Below are 19,096 nucleotides of genomic sequence, written 5' to 3' on the forward strand. Positions count from 1 at the left end.
TTGTATATTTGTCACTGCTAATAAAAGTATTTCTTGTTCTTAAATAAATGATATACTTTTGAGTTAACTCAAAGGCAATAGGATTTTAAAAAATTTTTTTAGTAAAATTACACCAAATCTATTTATTCTCACTTGGCATGATTAAAAAAACAGTAAATAGTAAAGAAATAAATAAGAATATGGATGCAATTAACATTGCTATATTGTAAGTGTGATGAGTAAATAAACTTGTGATACTAATGATAATTGAAAGTCCAACAGCACCACCCATTTGATGGACAGTATTTACAACTCCTGAAGCTGATCCAGCTTCTTTTGCTTTAGTATGAGTAACACCAGACACTGTTAAAGGGCTTAAGGTCATACCTTGACCAGCACCAAGTAGAACCATAGGAATAGCAATACCAATCCAATATCCTAAATGCGCACTAAAGAAGGTTATGAAAATCATTCCAACTAAAGTTATTATAAGACCTATTGCTAAAAGACGTGCATTTCCAAAACGTAAAGTTAATTTTGCAACTTTCATAGCAACAAAGAAATTCACTATAGTTAATGGGAAGAATCCTATTCCAGCCATTAGAGCTGAAAAGTGAAGTTCAGTTTGCATAATTTGTGGTGTTAAGAACCAGAAACTTAACATTGCACCTAAATAAAAGAAACGAGCAAGATATGCACCTAAACGCTCATTGTTTTTAAATAGGCTAAGTGGCATCATTGGATCTTTTGCAACGGATTCTTGATAAATAAATCCAATAAGGAGAAGTATTGAAATAATTAAGCTAACTAATCTGTATTTATCCCCATCTATGCTATATACTAATAAAATCATACCAACTAAAGATATAAATGTTCCTAAATAATCCACTTTTCCAACTTTTGTAGTGCTTTTATTTAAGTATTTTTGAGAAAGTATTAACATAATAATACTAATTGGTACATTTATAAAAAATCCATAACGCCATGATAATAAACTTGCAAAGAAGCCACCAATAACTAGTCCAATACTAGCTCCAATTCCAGCAGTAGCACCATAATAAGAAATAGCTTTAGTACGTTCATGACCTGTATAGTTGTCCATTAATAAGGCTAAAGAAGTTGGTGCTAAAAGAGCTGAACTAATACCTTGGAAGCCACGAGATAAAATAATAGTTGTAGCATTATGGGAAAGTCCAACAATTAATGAACCAATACCAAATATAAATAATCCAATTTGGAAGATTCTTTTACGCCCCCAAATATCACCTGCACGTCCTCCAAAAAGTAGAAAACCACCAAAGGTTAATGAGTAAGCATCAGTTACCCAAGAAAGTTCAACTTTATTTAAGTGTAAACTTTGAGCCATTTTTATAGTTCCTGTAAAGATAATAGAATTGTCTAATAATATCATGAAATAACTTATTAAAATAATAAATAAGATAATATCAAGCTTTTTTCTTTTTGTTTTCATATTTTATTCCTCCAATTTTTTCGACAATTAGAAGTATAATCTTTGAAGTTAACTCTAAGGCAAGTAATTTTTTTATTTTTATAATAATTATTTTTAGATTATGAAAATAAAAAAGAGGTTGTATGAAATCAACCTCTAAATTCATCTTATTTTACAAATTATTTATTCCATTTTGAACAATGAGAATCATATCATCTAATTCTTTTTTTATAGCATCCTTTGATAATTTTCCATAGAGTTTTTCTTCGATTAATAAATCAAATAATAAACGGAATGGAGCAATTAAATTTATTGCAATAAGTTTTGCTTGCAAAGGAGATAAGTTTAAATTATTATCTTTTTCAAGTATGGCACTTAATTCATCTTCATAAGCTTTCCACATTATTAGAAGATGAGAAATAATACTAGGAGTTTTTGAAACTATTTCGATTAAGGTATTGCTTTCAAAACAAGCGTTATTATCTTCTTCATCTAATAGGTTATCTATTAATTTTCTTTCAATTTCAATTAAACTTTCATTTTCTTTTCTATTTTCAAAGGCAGATTTTATGGCATTAATTAATTCATTTTCTCCAGCAAATATTATAGATTCCTTTGAACTAAAGTATGTAAAAAGAGTTTTCACAGAGATATTTGCGCCATCTGCTATTTCAGCAACTTTAACGTTATCAAATCCTTTTTCTTCGAATAAATTCCAAGCAACTTTTAATATATTATTGCGTGTTTGGAGTTTTTTTCTTTCCCTTAATCCTAAAGTTTTTTTCATATCATTCATAACTTAAAGTTACCTACCTTTCTATTTATATCATAACTAGTGTCTGTAAAACTTTGATTTTCTATAAACACAAGATAACAGATACAGCTTTCTAGTCAAAGTTTATATAAAAATCTTAACCTAATTTTTTTTAAAAGTCAATAAAGTAAAGTAAATATAAAAATACATTGACTTTAAAAGTAAAGTGAGTTACTATTTTTATAAAGTGAAGTTTTTGACTTTAGAATTAAAAAGGAAATTATCTTAACAGTTGATTCATCACAAAAAATTTTCTTTAAAAACTAAAAGATGTGATAAAAGAAGAATGTTTCTTAGATTAATTTCATAGCAACAAATTTAAAACAAGGAGATGAAAGTAAAGTGAACGAAGATACAAAAGAGAATTATAGTAGTGGCATTATGTCTATAATGATTCCACTTATGCTAGTTTTATTTATTTCAGGATTAGATCAAACTGTTGTAGCAACAGCTTTGCCTACTATAAGCATGGACTTAGGTGGATTGAAGTATGTTTCGTGGGTTGCAACGGCTTATTTATTAACAAGTTCAATAACAACTTTATTATTTGGGAAGCTTGGGGATATATATGGAAGAAAGGTTATTTTCCAAATATCAATTGGAATATTTTTAATAGGTTCAGTATTATCAGGATTAGCTTCCAATATGTTTATGCTTATTATATTTCGTGCCTTTCAAGGTATAGGGGGAGGAGCTCTTAATTCTTTAACTATGGCTATAATTGGTGACATAGTACCTCCTCGTCAACGTTCAAAATACCAAGGTTATACTGGTATAGTTGCAATGATAGCTTTAATAACAGGACCATTTTTAGGTGGATTTATTTCGCAATATTTTTCATGGAGAATTATATTTTATATAAATGTACCAATAGGAATTTTAGCTATGTTTATGGTTGCTATTAAGCTTAAGCTTCATGTTCCTAAAAGAAAAGGTAAAGTTGATGTATTTGGAGGAGTATTAGCAACTATAATAACAACTTTAGTTTTATTAATAGCAACTTGGGGAGGAAATTTATATAAATGGAACTCACCGATGATTTTAACATTAGCTGTAATTTCAGCAATTTTATTAGTGATTTATATATTTGTGGAGAAGAGGGTAAAAGAACCTATAACTCCATTACATTTATTTAAATCAAGTATATTTATAATTTCAAGTATTCAATTTTTACTTGCTACTTTAGTTTTATTTGTAGTAATGCTATATGTTCCAATGTTCTTACAAAATGTAGGTGGTTATTCTGCTACAAAGGCAGGTTTATTTGTAATTCCTATGATAGTAGGTATAACTATCGCCACTATTTTTGCAGGTCAGTTAATTGCAAAAAACGGTAGCTATAAAATATATCCTATAATAGGTTCAATAATGACAGGAGCATCAATGTATGTTTTAAGTTTAATAAGCCAAAATACTTCAGTAGTAGAATTAATAATTGCATTACTTTTCTCTGGAGCTGGTATGGGATTTTTAATACAAGTAGCTTTATTAGCAGGACAAAATACTGTAGAGCATAAGTTTTTAGGGGTTGCAACAGGAGCATTGAATTTTTTTAAAAGCCTTGGTGGTGCTTTTGGAGCAGCAATATTTGGAGCAATTTTAACAACTTCCTTAGCCACAGACCATACAATGGTAGCTAATGTACATTCCTTTGATAAAATATTTTTATGGACAGTGCCGCTTATGATTTTATCTTTTGTATTAGGTATAATTATGAAAGAAAAACCACTATCAGATGAAATGATAAAGGTTGCAGAAGGAGAAATTGAGGTACCAGAGTATTAGAATATTTGAGTAGATAAAAAAGTAATATATTAAATTAATTTTTAATTAAGAGAAGAGGATGTATCAAATTACAGATACATCCTCTCTGCCTTTTATCTAGTTATATGGGCTTATCATTCTTTTAAAGTTAAGATAAGTTACTTATTCTTAGGAAATAATAAGCAAATATGCCATAGAAATTATTATAGAGAGTATCATAAGTGGAAATCCAACTTTAAAGTAGTCTATGAAAGAAATTTTATATCCTTTACTTTCTGAAACCTTTGCAAGAACAACGTTAGCTGAAGCTCCAATTAATGTTCCATTTCCACCAAGACAAGCTCCTAATGAAATAGCCCACCAAAGCATTGTTACATCAATTCCTTGTTCTTTTAAGGTTAGTACTAAGGGAATTAAAGTTGCAACAAAAGGAATATTGTCTAGGAATGGAGATACAAGTGCAGAAAGCCACAATAAAATTAACATTAATATTAAGGTACTATGATTAAATTCTAATATTAATTCAGCTAATTTTTCTATGAGTCCAGCACTTTCAAGTCCGCCAACCAAAATAAATAATCCAGTAAAAAATAGTATGGCTGACCATTCAACATGATTAATAAATTGTCCAAGTGGTTTTCTTGCTATTAATAGATATAAAGTTGCTCCTGTTATGGCAATAACTCCAGCAGATAATCCAAAATGTTCACCAAATATAAATCCAAAGAGAACAAATAAAATAATTACTAAGCCCTTATATAAAAGGTTTTTATCTTTTAGAGAATCTTTAGGATTTAAACTTAAAAGCTCAGTAACATATTGATTTTCAACAGTGAGCTTTTTTCTATATGTAAAATATAAGATGCCAGCAGTGATAAATAAAATAACTGTTGTAACAGGCATAAGAGTTTTAATGAAATCAACGAAAGATAAGTTAGCAGCACTTCCAATCATAATATTAGGTGGGTCACCAATTAAGGTAGTGGTTCCACCAATATTAGAAGCCATGATTTCCATAATAACAAAAGGGATAGGATTAATATTAAGCTTTTTAGTTATTAAGAAAGTAACTGGCCCCATAAGCAAAACAGTAGTAACGTTATCAAGTATTCCAGAAAAAAATGCAGTTAAGACAGCTAAGCTAAAAAAAATGCTAATGACTTTACCTTTGCAGAGCTTAGCGGTGGAAATTGCAATAAATTCAAAAAAACCAGTTTCACCAAGAATGGCAACAATAAGCATCATACCTATGAGAACTGCTAAGGTGTTAAAACTAACGTAGGACATAGCTTTTTCTAAAGGAACAATCTTAAAAATAATCATTAAAACTGCACCGAAAAGGGCTAAAACAGTGTTATCAAACTTTTCAGAAATTATAGCAAAAATAATAATAAGAAAAATAGCTAGTGCTAAAATCTGTTGAGAATTCATAAAAATCACCTCCACAGATTTATAGTCCCCAAGAATTCTTAAAAATAATCTAAATGAAGGAAGATGTGAAATACCTATGTTTGATTATCTTAGATTTATATGAGGTTAGAGTATTGTAGACAAAAAAATAGAGGATGATTTTACACATCCTCCAATATAGTTAGCTATTAACCTAGAATGAATAAGTACCCTGTTGACATTAATATAGATAGCAACATAAGTGGAAATCCAATTTTTAAGTACTGTCCAAAGGTTATTTTATAACCATTTCTTTCTGATATTTTTGATAAGACTACATTGGCTGAAGCACCTATTAAAGTACCATTTCCTCCAAGACAAGCTCCAAGTGATATTGCCCACCAAAGCATAGAAACATCTACACCTTGACCTTTTAAGGTCATTACTAAAGGAATTAGCGTTGCAACAAATGGTATATTGTCTAAGAAAGATGATACTATTGCTGATATCCATAATAGTATTATCATTAGTAGAATTATGTTATTATGATCGTATTTTAGGATTAGATTAGCTAGTATTTTGATTATTCCAGCACTTTCTAGTCCTCCAACAAGTATGAACAGTCCTGTAAAGAATAAGATAGATGACCATTCAACTTGAATTATGTAATTACTAATAGGTTTACGAGTTACTAATAAGTAAACCATTGCCCCAGTCATAGCAACAACTCCAGCTGATAAGCCTAGTTTATCACCAAATATAAATCCAAGAAGAACAAATAATAAAATAATAAGCCCTGTATAAAGAAGCTTTTTATCTTTTAAGGAGTCCTTTGGATTTAACTTCATTATTTCTAATTTAACTTCATTTTTAATAACTAGATTTTTTCTATATACAAAATAAATTATAGTTGTTGTTACTAATAAAATTACTATAGTGATAGGTAGTAGGTGAACTATAAAGTCCATAAAGCTAAGATTAGCAGCACTACCTATCATTATATTTGGGGGATCTCCAATAAGTGTACTTGTTCCACCAATATTAGAAGCAAAAATCTCCATAATAACAAAAGGTATTGGATTGATTTTTAGTTTCTTAGTGATTAGAAAAGTTACTGGTCCCATAAGTAAAACAGTAGTAACATTATCTAATATTCCAGAAAATATGGCGGTTAAAATAGCTAAGCTAAATATTATTTTTAAAACATTCCCCTTACAAAATTTTGCTGTAAATATGGCTATGTATTCAAAAAATCCTGTTTCACCTAAAATAGCCACAAAAAGCATCATACCAATAAGCACAGCTAAGGTATTGAAGCTTACGTAAGACATAACAGAATCTAAAGGTATTACTTTGAAAATTACCATTGCTACGGCACCAAGTAAAGCCAAAACGGTATTATCAAACCTTTCAGATATAATAGCAAAAATTGTAATTAAAAATATAGTAATTGCTATAATTTGCATATGATTCATTAAAATCCTCCTCTAAGTGTTAGCGTCCCCAGGATTGAAGCAAATAATCACAGAAACATTACTAAAATGTCATATGGATTCTGTTATATATTACTTTATATTGTGTGCAAAAAGAAAAGTAAGAGCATTCACAATATAATAAATTAAAACTAAGGTAATAATAACGATAGTATATTTGAATTTAGAATTATAAGTTTTAGTCAATTTAGAGATTTCGGTAGAATTCTCAGAATTCTTACCATTACTTTCACCTTTAAGTTGGGAAAGGCTCATATTAGTTACTATTAAATCAGCAAATAAAAGTGTAAAAATCCCGAAAATTAAAGTGAAGTTATTACTAGATGCTGCATTTATCCCCATTTTCATCATCCTTTCTGTAGCATATTGATTATATATAAAATCAATTACCAAAGAGAATTGTATCCAAACTCTTTTAATCTATTATAGCTTAAAAAACAAGGAGTGTTAATAAAATGTGTACAAAAAATCAATTATAAACTGAGATTTAGTCTGAAATAAAATTAAAGTTATAGAAAAAAGATTTTAAAAAATTATAAACAAATTAGCAATAAGAGATTTATACAATATATTTTATTAATAAAATTATAAAAATATAAAAATAATTAATAAATTTCATTGGAGAATTATAAGAAAATTTTCAGTATATAAAAAAACAACAAATTATGTAAAAAAATGTTGTACGTATAAGATTGAAATGGTAAAAAAAGGTTGATAAACTTAAAATGAATAAGTTAATATATATAAAATAAATTATATAAATTTTAGGGGGAAACAATGTTATAAGTGCTAGCTAGTTTAAAGAGAGTTAAAGTTCTATTTTATTCTTAGTGAAAGTTATCTAGGGACTTGTGTTTATTTATGATTAGTTTATAGAATATTGGGAGGTTACAGGCGCTAGTCATTAGATAAATAATGAGTTACTACATTACTTAATTTTATATAGGTTATATTAATTTGGAATTGTAGATTTTTAGAATGTAAATGTTTTAAAAAATTAACAATAATTATAATATTAATATAGTAAACTATAAATAATGGGTAAGATATTAATTAAAAATAGGGGGAGGTGACTGTTGTTTAGGGATTATAAGTTTAGAAAAATAAGGTGAGTTTTCTGAATTTATAGGAACCTAACAACGGGTATACAGTGAAAAAATTAGATGGAAAGAATTTTGTTGTTTTTAAAGCTCATAATCTTTTAGCTATTGATAAAGATGGGTTTTCAGATTATATCTATAATTTGGGGGAAACTATAGATTTTAGAATATATGATTTAGCATCCCTATTGTTTGCTATAAGATTAAGGGTTTTAGCTTTCAGAAATCAAGAGTGTAGAATAATAGATAAGGTTTTAGAATCAGAAGTTATGAAAAATAGTAATTTTTCAGAAGTTGATGAAATTTTAAAAAAAGCTTTAAGAAATGAAGAAATACTTTTTGAAGAAAGAGAAAAATATGCATCATATATAATGAATTATTTAGAGGAAATAGCTGAAGAACTAGAATTTAAAATCTAGTAGTTTAGAAATGAAAATTTAGATTTAAAGTTTAAAGGTAAATAGAATTTAGCTAATACAAGGATATTTATAAGTGTAAATATTTATAATATTACAGTTAAAAAAATCCTTGTGTTATTTTTTATTGTTTAAATATATTAATAAAATAGCCAATGAAAATGTTTAAAATTGTTAACAATTATTTTTATAAAAGTATAGTATACTAGTATTATAAAATAGTAGTTTAAGGGGATTGATAACATGAAAAATTTTATGGGGAAAGATTTTTTATTAAGTAGTGAAACAGCTAAGGAGTTATATGAAGTAGCAGAAAAAATGCCAATAGTTGATTTCCATTGTCATCTTAATCCAAAGGAGATTTTAGAAAATAAAAGATATAAAAATATAACTGAAATGTGGCTTGGACATGATCATTATAAATGGAGAGCTATGAGAAGTAATGGCATAGATGAAAAGTATATAACTGGTGATGCTTCAGATTATGAAAAGTTCGTAATGTGGGCAAAGACTGTAGATAATGCCATTGGAAATCCATTATATCACTGGACACATTTAGAATTAAAAAGATTCTTTGGAATTGAAGAAACTTTAAGTGAAGATACAGCAAAGGAAATTTGGGATAAATGTAATGAAAAAATAGCATCTGGTGAAATGGATGTTATGAATCTTATAAATAAGGCGAATGTTGAGTATATAGCTACAACTGATGACCCTATAGATACTTTAGAATATCACATAGAATTAAGAAAAAAAGATTTAAATTTTGTAGTAGCACCAACATTTAGACCAGATAATATTATAAAAATAAGAAAAGACGGTTTCATTGAGTACATAGGAAATTTAGGTGAGGCATCAAAGAGTAAAATAGAAAATTTAAATGATTTATTAGGAGCAATTGAAAATAGATTACTATTTTTCAAGGATAATGGTTCATTAATAAGTGACCATGGCTTAGAGAGAGTTATGTATAGAGAATGTTCAAAGGAAGAATGTGAAAGAATATTTAAAAAAGCATTGAATAATGAGGAAATAACTTTAGAAGAAGAAGAAAAATATTTTACTTATATAATGACATACTTAGGAAAGCTTTACCATGAAAATGGATTTGCTATGCAGCTTCATATAGGACCACTTAGAAATAACAATAAAAGAATGTTTAAGGTTTTAGGTGCTGATTGTGGTTTTGATTCTATAAATGACCATGTTGTTGCAGAACCACTTAGTTATCTTTTAAATGCTATGGATGAAGAAAATAAGCTTCCAAAAACAGTTTTATATTGTTTAAATCCAAAGGACAATGAGGTTATAGGAACAATGTTAGGAAACTTCCAAGGGGGAGGAGATATAAGTAAAATTCAATTTGGCTCAGGCTGGTGGTTTAATGACCAAAAAGATGGAATGGAAAGACAAATGATGGCATTATCACAGCTAGGATTAATTAGTAAGTTTATAGGTATGTTAACTGATTCAAGAAGCTTTTTATCATATACAAGACATGAATATTTCAGAAGAATATTATGTGAGTTCTTAGGTAATATTGTTGAAAATGGAGAATATCCGAAAAACAATAAAAAACTTAAAGAAATTGTAGAAAATATATGTTACTATAATAGCAAGAAATATTTTGATATATAGATATAGAGTGATGATGGAAGGTAAGTTATGCAATTATACGAAAAAATCAAGGGTGAAAGTAATAAAGAATATGCTTATAGGGTACTTAAAAGCAATATAATGAATTTAGATTTAAAACCAGGTGAAGGACTTAGTGAAACAGATATAGCTGAGCGTTTAGGATTATCAAGAACTCCAATAAGAGAAGTTGTTATGAAACTTAAAGAAGATCACCTAATAGAGGTTATTCCACAAAGGGGAACCTATATATCCTTAATAGACAGGGACCTTATGAATGAAGGGACATTTATGAGGACGGTACTTGAAAAGGAAGTGTTAAAATTAGCTTGCGTAAGCTTTCCAGAAGAGTCAATTGATGAGTTAGAAAAAAATCTTTTTGCACAAAAATTAGCTAGTGGAAAAGAAAATTCAAAAATGGAAATGCATAGATTAGATCAAGAATTCCATGAAATCATATTTAGAGGAGTAAATATGATTAACATATGGGAAAGTATACAAAAAATAAGTTCTCATTATAATAGGGTAAGATTATTATCAGAACTTAGTAAATCAACAGTTCATATATCTGATGAGCATGAAAAAAATACTTAACATAATAAAAACTAAGGATATATCATCTGTTGAGTATATAATAGACCTTCATATAAAGAAACCTACAGAAAAGTGGGCAGAATTATATGCAGAGGGTAGTAAATTTAATCAGTTTTTCAAAAAGTAAAAGATGTCTACTAAATTTAGTGCCTTATTGGCACCTAACTTAGTAGACATCTTTTACTTTTAAAAAGTTGTTTGAAAAGGCTTAAAGAATGTCAGGATTTTTTTAGATATTATAGATAATTTTAGTTTACTTATAAAAAAATACAAAATGTTAATAGATAATTAACAAAAAGAAAATATTTACTATTTTTCTTGTAAATGTATACAGAGGATGCTAGTATACAAGTATAACAGGATAGTAAAAATTAAGTAAACTTAAGGTATTTTATTAAAAAGTTTTAGTTATAAGGGGAGATAATTTTAAAGATATCTTAGATTACTTATTATGATTAATACTTAGAGTGGTAAAGAATATATTTTTAAATTTAAGTTATTAAAAATATATTTAAATACATAATATAATTTTTTTAATATTTGAAATACTTATACAAAAGTAAGGGGGAATTTTATATGGTCAAAAAAACGTTGTTTGTACTTATGATTACAACATTGCTCAGTTCAACTTTGGTAGGTTGTTCAAATGGAGGAAAAACCACAAGTGGAAAGAAAGTTGAATTATTGAGAGTAGCTCACAATCAAGGAGAAAATCATCCCATTCATAAAGCTCTATTAGAATTTGAAAAAGAAGTAGAGAAAAATAGTAATGCAGAGATTGATGTTCAAGTGTTTCCAAATGAAATATTAGGTTCACAAAGAGAAGCAGTTGAATTAACTCAGACTGGTGCTATAGATATATCTGTAGCAAGTATAAGTTTGCTTGAGAGTTTTGAAGAAATGTATAGCGTATTTAACGTACCATATTTATTTGATAGTAAAGAACATTATTATTCAGTTATGAATGATAAGGAGATTTTGGGTACTTTATTCGAACAAACTAGAAATGATGGTTTTGTTGGATTAACTTGGTATGATGCAGGTACAAGAAATATTTATACTAATAAGAAGTCAATTGAAAAACCTGAGGACTTAAAAGGAATGAAAATAAGGGTTCAACAAAGTCCTACTAATATAAAAATGATAGAACTATTAGGGGGATCACCAACACCAATGGGTTTTGGTGAAGTTTATACAGCTTTGCAACAAAATGTTATAGATGGCGCTGAAAATAATGAAATGGCTTTAATAACTAACAAGCATGGGGAGGTTAGTAAATATTATTCTTATAATGAGCATGCAATGATACCAGATATTTTAATAATGAATGCAAAAAAACTAGATGGAATGAGTGAAGAACATAGAAATATAGTTTTAGATGCTGTTAACAAATCTAATGAATTTGAAGTTGAGGAATGGAAAAAATCTATTGAAGAAGCCAAAAAAGAAGCAGAAGAAATGGGTGTTAAATTTACATATCCAGATACAAAGCCATTCCAAGAAAAAGTTATGCCTATTCATGAGGAGTTTAAGAAGAATGAAAAGGTAGCACCAATATACAATAAAATACGTGAAAAGGCAGAAAAGTAGGGGGAAATTAAATGGAGAACGTAAAGAAATTTCTAAATAAAACCCTAGAAGTTATTTGTATGTCCATTATAGTTTTAATGGTTCTTTTAGCACTTTGGCAAGTTATATCAAGATATTTTTTAAACAAGCCAAGTACAACTTCTGAGGAACTTTTAATATATTGTTTTGTTTGGGTATCACTTCTTGGAGCGGCCTATGTTTTTGGAAAGAGAGACCATATGGCAATGTCATTCTTTGTTGAAAAGTTACCTCCAGCAAAAAATAATCTTACAAAGATAATAAGTGAAGTAGCAGTTTTAGTTTTTGCAGGAGCAGTTTTAGTTTATGGAGGTATTGAAATAACAAAATTAGCTATGGGACAAGTATCACCAGCATTAGGTGTTCCAATGGGTTATATATATACAGTATTACCTCTTTCAGGAGTTATAACAATAATTTACAGTGTAATAAATTTAAAGGAACTTTTGATTAAATATGGTAAAAAAGTAAAGGTAGAACAATAGAATTTAGGGGGAGAGAAAAATGGATTTAGCACTGCAAACAGGTTTAATATTACTAGCTGTTTTTCCTATATTATTACTTATAGGTATACCAATATCTATAAGTATAGGAATTACATCGGTAGTTTCTATATTAACAGCATTACCTTTAGAGAATGCATTAATAACATCAGCACAACGTATATTTTCAGGAATAGATTCATTTTCATTATTAGCAATACCATTCTTCGTATTGGCTGGAGTAATAATGAATAATGGAGGTATAGCTTTAAGGTTAGTAAACTTTGCTAAATTGATGGGAGGGAAGCTCCCAGGGTCTTTAGCGCAAACTAATGTAGTTGGAAATATGTTATTTGGTTCAGTAAGTGGATCAGCAGTAGCAGCTGCTGCGGCTATAGGTGGAACTATAGGACCACTTCAAGAAAAAGAAGGTTATGATAAAGACTTTAGTGCAGCTGTAAATATAGCATCAGCACCAACAGGGCTTTTGATTCCTCCTAGTAATTCTTTAATTATTTATTCTTTAGTAAGTGGTGGAACATCAGTAGCAGCTTTATTTATGGCTGGATACATACCAGGAATTCTTTGGGGACTAGCAGTAATGGGTGTTGCTTTAGTAATAAGTAAAAGAAAGAAATATGGTCAAACTCAAAAGATATCCTTTAAAGATGCTTTTAAAGTATTTGTAGAAGCCATTCCTTCTTTATCATTAATAATAATTATTATTGGTGGTATAGTTGGTGGAGTGTTTACAGCAACAGAAGGAGCAGCAGTAGCAGTGGCTTATTCATTTATTTTAGCTTTCTTCTTTTATAAAACAATAAAGTTAAAGGATATGCCAAAGCTTTTAATGGAAACAGTTGAAATGACAGGGATAATAGTATTTTTAATAGGTGTATCATCAATTATGTCATGGGTATTAGCATTCACTAATATACCAAATGCAATAACAACTGTATTATTAAAAATTTCAAGTAATCCAATTGTTATATTAATAATAATGAATATAATTTTATTGATTGTAGGAACATTTATGGATTTAACTCCAGCAATATTAATATTTACGCCAATATTCTTACCAGTAGTTAAGAATTTTGGAATGGATCCAATTCACTTTGGAATGATATTAATATTTAACTTGTGTATAGGGGGAATAACACCTCCAGTTGGAAATACTCTTTTCGTTGGATGTAGGGTAGCAAAAACAAAGTTAGAACATGTTATAAAACATCTATTACCATTTTATGCTGCAATAATAGCAGTTCTGATGTTAATAACCTTTGTTCCAGAAATAAGTTTATTTATACCTAGATTACTAGGAATGATTTAAAGATAGGCTTAATTTAAATAAAAAGCGAGGGCTGTTTTTCAAAGTAGCGTTAGAATCTACTTTGGATAACAGTCTCCTTTTTTTAGTTTTAAGCAAATTTTTCTTGTGGTTGGTGTATTAACTTTATTGTTGAATCAAGTAGTTCAATATCTGAAATTAGAGTTTTTAAGTTTTCCTTAAAAGTAGGATTTAATTCCTTCTCATTAATATCTGCTTTTAAATTTTCAATGTTGTATTCATACTCACTTTCTTTTGCAGTACTTCCAATGATAAAGTTACTTAAACATTCCATAGAAGAATTAAATTTTTCTGCAAATTCATTGATATTAGAATTTTTAGAATTCATTTTTTCTAAAGTAACATTTAAGCTAGAAATTTTATAGGTTATATCAGTAATAAGAGATGTAAGTTCCTCTAAGGCTGCATTATTCCATTTTGAATTTGAAAATACAGGTTCATATTTTGCTTTTTTTATATTACCTAATAATTGTTGATGAGTTAAGTTTGATTTATGACGTATAGCATTAAGTTTAGAGGGCTCAAAGCTATTTGAATTAAGGTTTAAAGTTATTATGCCTTGTATATATTGTCCTTGAAGCTTAACCCAATTAGCAAGTAATTTATCTATTTTATTAGTATTCCAAGTAGGCCAAATTATACAAGCAATTAGAGCGAGAATACTTCCAACAATGGTATCTATAGCTCTTGGAACTGCAACATGGTGTAAAACGCTTAAGTTACAAAGCCATGCAACAATCCAGAACATTATCCAAGCTTGTCCTGAACTACGGAAAACTACATATCCACAAAGTAAAATCAATGTAATAATAGAGTGCCCTAGTAATCCAAATGGAAGTAAGGAAATTAAATAGCCTACTATGGCACCAGCAATAGTTCCCAAGGTACGTTCAATTGATCTAGTAAAAGTATCTACATAGTCTGGGAAAAGAACAATTGCTGTGGTTAATGGAATCCAAAAACCATGACCTGGTACAGATATACTAGGGAAGTAATTTAACAAGTCACCAGCCACTGTTGCAATCATAACGAAAATTGATAAACGTATGGATTGAATGAAAATTGGTGATTTAAAATTCAATTCATCTAGAAGTAGTTTAATAACATTCTTAGATGCATTAGGAGAATTTAATAATTGATTAAATTCAGATTTTGAGCTTATTTCTTTATTAAAGTTATATTTATTTAAATGAGTAAATATATTTTTGAATTCATGTTCAAAAGAAAAGTTTTTATTGTTTTTATCATTTAATTTATTAGAAATATCTATTAATGAATTTCCAATCTCTTTTAATTCTTTTTCTTGAGAGTTATATATATCATTAAGATAAATAAAATTAAAACAATCTTCTATTATTTCTGCTTTTGCAACTAATTCAAATAAAAAATTAACGTTATGTTTGGAGTTTTTATCTAGTGAATCTAAAGAATTTCTAGATAAATGAATTGCTCCTAAATAAGCAGAAGTATTTCTTTTCTTATTAACTAATGAATGTGCATCAAGAGCTAATTGTTTAAAAACATTAGATAAACATTGTTTTTCATAGGTAAATTTGTTTGTATATGGAGGAAGTATTTGACATACTAAAGTTATTAAAACTCCAGCTCCTATACCAAAGCTTATAGTCATTCCAGTTTTTAAATCTGGAGACATTTGAGCAGAAGCTAATACAAATATTGATAGTATTAAAGCTTTGATTCCTATTGCAATACCTAGTTTTCTTAAAAGTCCAGAAATAAATATGAGCACAAAAAATATTATATATAAAAGTACTGGTTCACTATGTAAAAGTGCACCTACAAAAAAGGCAAGTATAAGTAAAAAAGAATTACTTATTCCTACTAAAGCTCTGTTACTATGGTGAGGTATTAAAATTAGAATACCAGCTAAGAAAGCACCTACAGATAACAAGGCTTGCAAATCAGGATTTTTTAAAATAAATCCAACTAAAATTGCTATGAAAATTCCAATTACTACACGAAGACTATCCCAAGGATCATGGAAAAGTTTTTTTGGGTGTATATTGTTAAGGACAATATTTGTAATTGTATTTTGCGAGTTATGTTTTTGCATTTGAAGTTTCACATCCTTATATTTAAATTACTTGTTATGACAAGTAATTAGGTAAAAAATAACTTTAGTTGTTATAGCAAGTATTTTTCTAAAAAAATTAATTATCGAAGTTATTAGAAATACTATTCATTATTTTCTTAAAAGTAACTACTTCTGAAGGGGTTAAACTTTCTAAAATTTTATTCTCAACCTCTTGAGCTATAGTATCTAAAGGCTTTTCTAGTTTTTTACCTTCTTCAGTTAAATATACTAAATAAGCTCTAGAATCATTTGGATTCTCTTTTTTCTCAATTAAGCCTTTTTCTCTGAGTTTAACTAAAGTTCTTGTAACAGTTGGTAAATCCTTATTTGTTCTTATTGCTAATTCTGTTTGAGATATACCATCATCCTTCCAAAGTCTTGTTAATAAAGACCATTGTTCTAAAGTTACATCATAGGGCTTAATTTGTTTTGCCATATTCTTTTTTATTTTTACTATTAATCTATTAAGAGCATAAAAAGTAGTTTCTTCAACAATGTATTTCATAACATCTCTCCTTTTTTAAATATACTTGTTAAAACAATAATTGTTATAACAAGTATATGCCTAAAAAATTTTATTGTCAAATTTAATTGAAATAAGTTGAAATTTAAATATTTTTAAATATTCTCTAATCGATTTATTCATGATGTAATATTTTAAGTTTCTACAAATTGGAGTCAAATAAATAAAAATTTTTTAGATAACTTTTACTGAGGTTCAACTGGAATTAAGTCTTAGATTATAATTTTCTTTCATTACGAGTTGTATAGGGTTTATTTTATTTTTATATAAACTATGAGAAAATTTAAATAAAAAGTATGTGTAAATTAAGTCTATTTAAAATAATTTCCAAAAAATGAATAATAGATTAATAAAGAGAAAATATTACCTTTTTACTATTGTAAATGTATACAGTGTATGCTAGTATACAAGTATAACGAAGGAGGGGTAAAAATGAACTTACCATTTAATATAGATTTAAATAATAAAGTTGCTGTTGTAACAGGAGGAGCAGGTATCTTATGTGGAGCTATGGCAGAAGCTTTAGCAAACTGTGGTGCCAAGATTGCTATTCTTGACAGAGATATAGAAAAGGCTGAAGAGAGAGCAAAGGCGATTTGTGAAAATGGAGGAAAAGCCATTGGAGTTAAGGTTGATGTTTTAAGCAAAGAAAGCTTAGCAGAAGCAAGAACAATAGTAAATGAGCTTTTAGGTCCATGTGACATCTTAATAAATGGAGCTGGTGGAAATCATCCTTTAGGAACAACATCTAAAGAATATTTATTCCCAGAGGATTTAACAAATAAGGATAGTAATATAAAAACTTTCTTTGATTTAGATCAAAAAGGTATTGAGTTTGTTTTTAACTTAAATTTCTTAGGTACTTTACTTCCAAGTCAAGAGTTTGTAAAGGACATGATTAATAAAGAAGGTGCAACAATAATTAATATATCATCGATGAATGCTTTTACACCATTAACTAAAATTCCAGCATATTCAGGAGCTAAAGCTGCTGTTAGTAACTTCACTCAATGGTTAGCTGTTCATATGAGTAAGGTTGGAATAAGAGTAAATGCCATAGCACCAGGATTCTTCGTAACTAAACAAAATGAAAAGTTACTTAAAAATGAAGATGGAACTTACACAGAAAGAGCACAAAAAATAATAAATAGTACACCAATGGGTAGATTTGGTGAAAATGAAGAGTTAATAGGTACATTATTATACCTAGTATGTCATGAGGCATCATCTTTTGTTAATGGAGTTGTAATTCCTGTTGATGGAGCTTTCTCAGCTTACTCAGGTGTATAGAGGTTTAAAATAGATTATAAGGTATGGGGGGAGAAACCATGGAAATGACTTTTAGATGGTATGGCGTAGATGACCCTGTTAAGATTGAATATATTGCACAAATTCCTGGGATGAAAGGAATAGTAACAGCAATATATGATATTCCAGTAGGTGAAGAATGGCCATTAGAAAAAATATTAGAATTAAAGGCTTTAGTTGAAAAACATAATTTAGAGCTTTCAGTAATTGAAAGTGTTCCTGTTCATGAGGATATTAAGTTAGGCTTACCAACTAGAGATAAATATATTGAGAATTATAAAAACACTTTAAGAAATTTAGGGAAAGCAGGAATAAAAACTGTATGTTATAACTTCATGCCAGTGTTTGACTGGACAAGATCAAACTTGGCTTATGAATTAGAGGATGGTTCAACAACTTTAATTTATGACCATGAAGATGTTGCGAAGATGGATCCTAATTTAGGTGAATTACATCTTCCAGGATGGGATACTTCATATACAGCTGAAGAAATGAAGGCCCTTTTAGGAAAATATAAGGATATAGATGAAGAAAAACTTTGGGAGAATTTAGAGTACTTCATTAAAGAAATAATCCCTGTAGCAGAGGAAAATGATGTTAGAATGGCTATACATCCGGATGATCCACCATGGTCAATATTTGGATTACCAAGAATCATAACAAACTTTGAAAATCTAGAAAGATTTACAAAGCTTTATGATAGTGAATATAACGGAATCACATTATGTACAGGTTCTCTAGGATGTACTAGTGAAAATGACATAGTAAAGATGATAAATAAATTTGGAAAAGAAATGAATAGAATCCACTTTGCACATTTAAGAAATGTATCAATAGATGGAAAAGGAAGTTTCAAAGAAACAGGACATGTAACTGAATACGGAAGTTTAGATTTTTATGAAATAGTTAAGGCTTATTTAGATTATGACTTTAAAGGCCCTTATAGACCAGATCATGGAAGAATGATATGGGGTGAAACAGGGAAACCAGGCTATGGATTATATGATAGAGCTTTAGGGGCTACTTATATCCATGGATTAATAGAAGCTATTAAGAAGAGCAAATAAAGTTTAAATAAAATATATAAGTTTAGGGGTT

General features: G+C 28.5%; 17 protein-coding genes. 10 read left to right on the forward strand and 7 right to left on the reverse strand.

Features of this window, described 5'->3' with window-relative positions; genetic code table 11:
• Positions 1 to 118 precede the first annotated feature (118 nt).
• Positions 119 to 1,450, reverse strand: coding sequence for an MFS transporter (locus ARA19_RS01780; RefSeq protein WP_055069240.1), 1,332 nt, complete (start codon positions 1,448 to 1,450; stop codon positions 119 to 121).
• A gap of 151 nt (positions 1,451 to 1,601) precedes the next feature.
• Positions 1,602 to 2,225 (reverse strand): TetR/AcrR family transcriptional regulator, encoded by a 624-nt coding sequence (locus tag ARA19_RS01785; protein ID WP_055069241.1) that lies wholly within the window; start codon positions 2,223 to 2,225, stop codon positions 1,602 to 1,604.
• Between the two features lie 360 nt (positions 2,226 to 2,585).
• Between ARA19_RS01785 and ARA19_RS01790 the strand changes: the two genes are divergently transcribed.
• Positions 2,586 to 4,028 carry an MDR family MFS transporter gene (locus ARA19_RS01790; protein WP_197276550.1) on the forward strand — a complete coding sequence of 481 codons (1,443 nt, stop codon included), beginning with the start codon at positions 2,586 to 2,588 and terminating at the stop codon, positions 4,026 to 4,028.
• Positions 4,029 to 4,175: 147 nt separating this feature from the next.
• On the opposite strand, the gene ARA19_RS01795 is transcribed toward ARA19_RS01790, so the two are convergent.
• From ARA19_RS01795 to ARA19_RS01805, 3 genes are all read right to left on the reverse strand, one after another.
• Positions 4,176 to 5,438: an ArsB/NhaD family transporter gene (locus ARA19_RS01795; RefSeq protein ID WP_055069242.1), complete on the reverse strand. Its 1,263-nt coding sequence runs from the start codon at positions 5,436 to 5,438 to the stop codon at positions 4,176 to 4,178.
• Positions 5,439 to 5,605: 167 nt separating this feature from the next.
• Positions 5,606 to 6,871: an ArsB/NhaD family transporter gene (locus tag ARA19_RS01800; protein ID WP_055069243.1), complete on the reverse strand. Its 1,266-nt coding sequence runs from the start codon at positions 6,869 to 6,871 to the stop codon at positions 5,606 to 5,608.
• A 90-nt stretch (positions 6,872 to 6,961) separates the two neighbouring features.
• Positions 6,962 to 7,282 (reverse strand): hypothetical protein, encoded by a 321-nt coding sequence (locus ARA19_RS01805; protein ID WP_147574344.1) that lies wholly within the window; start codon positions 7,280 to 7,282, stop codon positions 6,962 to 6,964.
• A 757-nt stretch (positions 7,283 to 8,039) separates the two neighbouring features.
• Between ARA19_RS01805 and ARA19_RS01810 the strand changes: the two genes are divergently transcribed.
• The 7 genes from ARA19_RS01810 to ARA19_RS01835 all read left to right on the forward strand — a co-directional run bounded on the left by ARA19_RS01810 (position 8,040) and on the right by ARA19_RS01835 (position 14,054).
• A complete protein-coding gene (locus ARA19_RS01810) occupies positions 8,040 to 8,408 on the forward strand; it encodes a glucuronate isomerase (protein ID WP_055069245.1) in 369 nt (122 codons plus the stop codon).
• 240 nt (positions 8,409 to 8,648) lie between these two features.
• Positions 8,649 to 10,043, forward strand: a complete 1,395-nt coding sequence (gene uxaC / locus ARA19_RS01815; RefSeq protein ID WP_055069246.1) for a glucuronate isomerase — start codon at positions 8,649 to 8,651, stop codon at positions 10,041 to 10,043.
• A 27-nt stretch (positions 10,044 to 10,070) separates the two neighbouring features.
• Positions 10,071 to 10,634 (forward strand): GntR family transcriptional regulator, encoded by a 564-nt coding sequence (locus tag ARA19_RS01820; protein WP_242862371.1) that lies wholly within the window; start codon positions 10,071 to 10,073, stop codon positions 10,632 to 10,634.
• The gene (locus tag ARA19_RS17935; protein ID WP_242862372.1) at positions 10,618 to 10,761 is read left to right on the forward strand and encodes a hypothetical protein; all 144 of its coding nucleotides are present in this window, start codon (positions 10,618 to 10,620) and stop codon (positions 10,759 to 10,761) included. Before ARA19_RS01820 ends, ARA19_RS17935 begins: the two co-directional genes overlap by 17 nt.
• Positions 10,762 to 11,210: 449 nt before the next feature.
• Positions 11,211 to 12,224 carry a TRAP transporter substrate-binding protein gene (locus tag ARA19_RS01825; protein WP_197276551.1) on the forward strand — a complete coding sequence of 338 codons (1,014 nt, stop codon included), beginning with the start codon at positions 11,211 to 11,213 and terminating at the stop codon, positions 12,222 to 12,224.
• An 11-nt stretch (positions 12,225 to 12,235) separates the two neighbouring features.
• Positions 12,236 to 12,727: a TRAP transporter small permease gene (locus ARA19_RS01830; RefSeq protein WP_055069247.1), complete on the forward strand. Its 492-nt coding sequence runs from the start codon at positions 12,236 to 12,238 to the stop codon at positions 12,725 to 12,727.
• Between the two features lie 19 nt (positions 12,728 to 12,746).
• Positions 12,747 to 14,054, forward strand: coding sequence for a TRAP transporter large permease (locus tag ARA19_RS01835; protein ID WP_055069248.1), 1,308 nt, complete (start codon positions 12,747 to 12,749; stop codon positions 14,052 to 14,054).
• 88 nt (positions 14,055 to 14,142) lie between these two features.
• Here the strand turns inward: ARA19_RS01835 and ARA19_RS01840 are convergent, their stop codons facing one another.
• Positions 14,143 to 16,146 carry an FUSC family protein gene (locus ARA19_RS01840; protein ID WP_055069249.1) on the reverse strand — a complete coding sequence of 668 codons (2,004 nt, stop codon included), beginning with the start codon at positions 16,144 to 16,146 and terminating at the stop codon, positions 14,143 to 14,145.
• A gap of 97 nt (positions 16,147 to 16,243) precedes the next feature.
• Positions 16,244 to 16,672 (reverse strand): MarR family winged helix-turn-helix transcriptional regulator, encoded by a 429-nt coding sequence (locus ARA19_RS01845; RefSeq protein ID WP_055069250.1) that lies wholly within the window; start codon positions 16,670 to 16,672, stop codon positions 16,244 to 16,246.
• Between the two features lie 450 nt (positions 16,673 to 17,122).
• On the opposite strand from ARA19_RS01845, the gene ARA19_RS01850 reads away from it, so the two are divergent.
• Together ARA19_RS01850 and uxuA are read left to right on the forward strand one after the other, a co-directional pair.
• Entirely contained in the window at positions 17,123 to 17,980 is an 858-nt protein-coding gene (locus tag ARA19_RS01850; RefSeq protein ID WP_055069251.1) for an SDR family oxidoreductase, read from the forward strand.
• 38 nt (positions 17,981 to 18,018) lie between these two features.
• Positions 18,019 to 19,065, forward strand: coding sequence for a mannonate dehydratase (gene uxuA, locus ARA19_RS01855; protein WP_055069252.1), 1,047 nt, complete (start codon positions 18,019 to 18,021; stop codon positions 19,063 to 19,065).
• The last annotated feature ends 31 nt before the right edge of the window (positions 19,066 to 19,096 follow it).

Origin of the sequence: Clostridium massiliamazoniense, from assembly GCF_001403635.1 — a bacterium.
Taxonomy (GTDB): Bacteria; Bacillota; Clostridia; order Clostridiales; family Clostridiaceae; genus Sarcina; species Sarcina massiliamazoniense.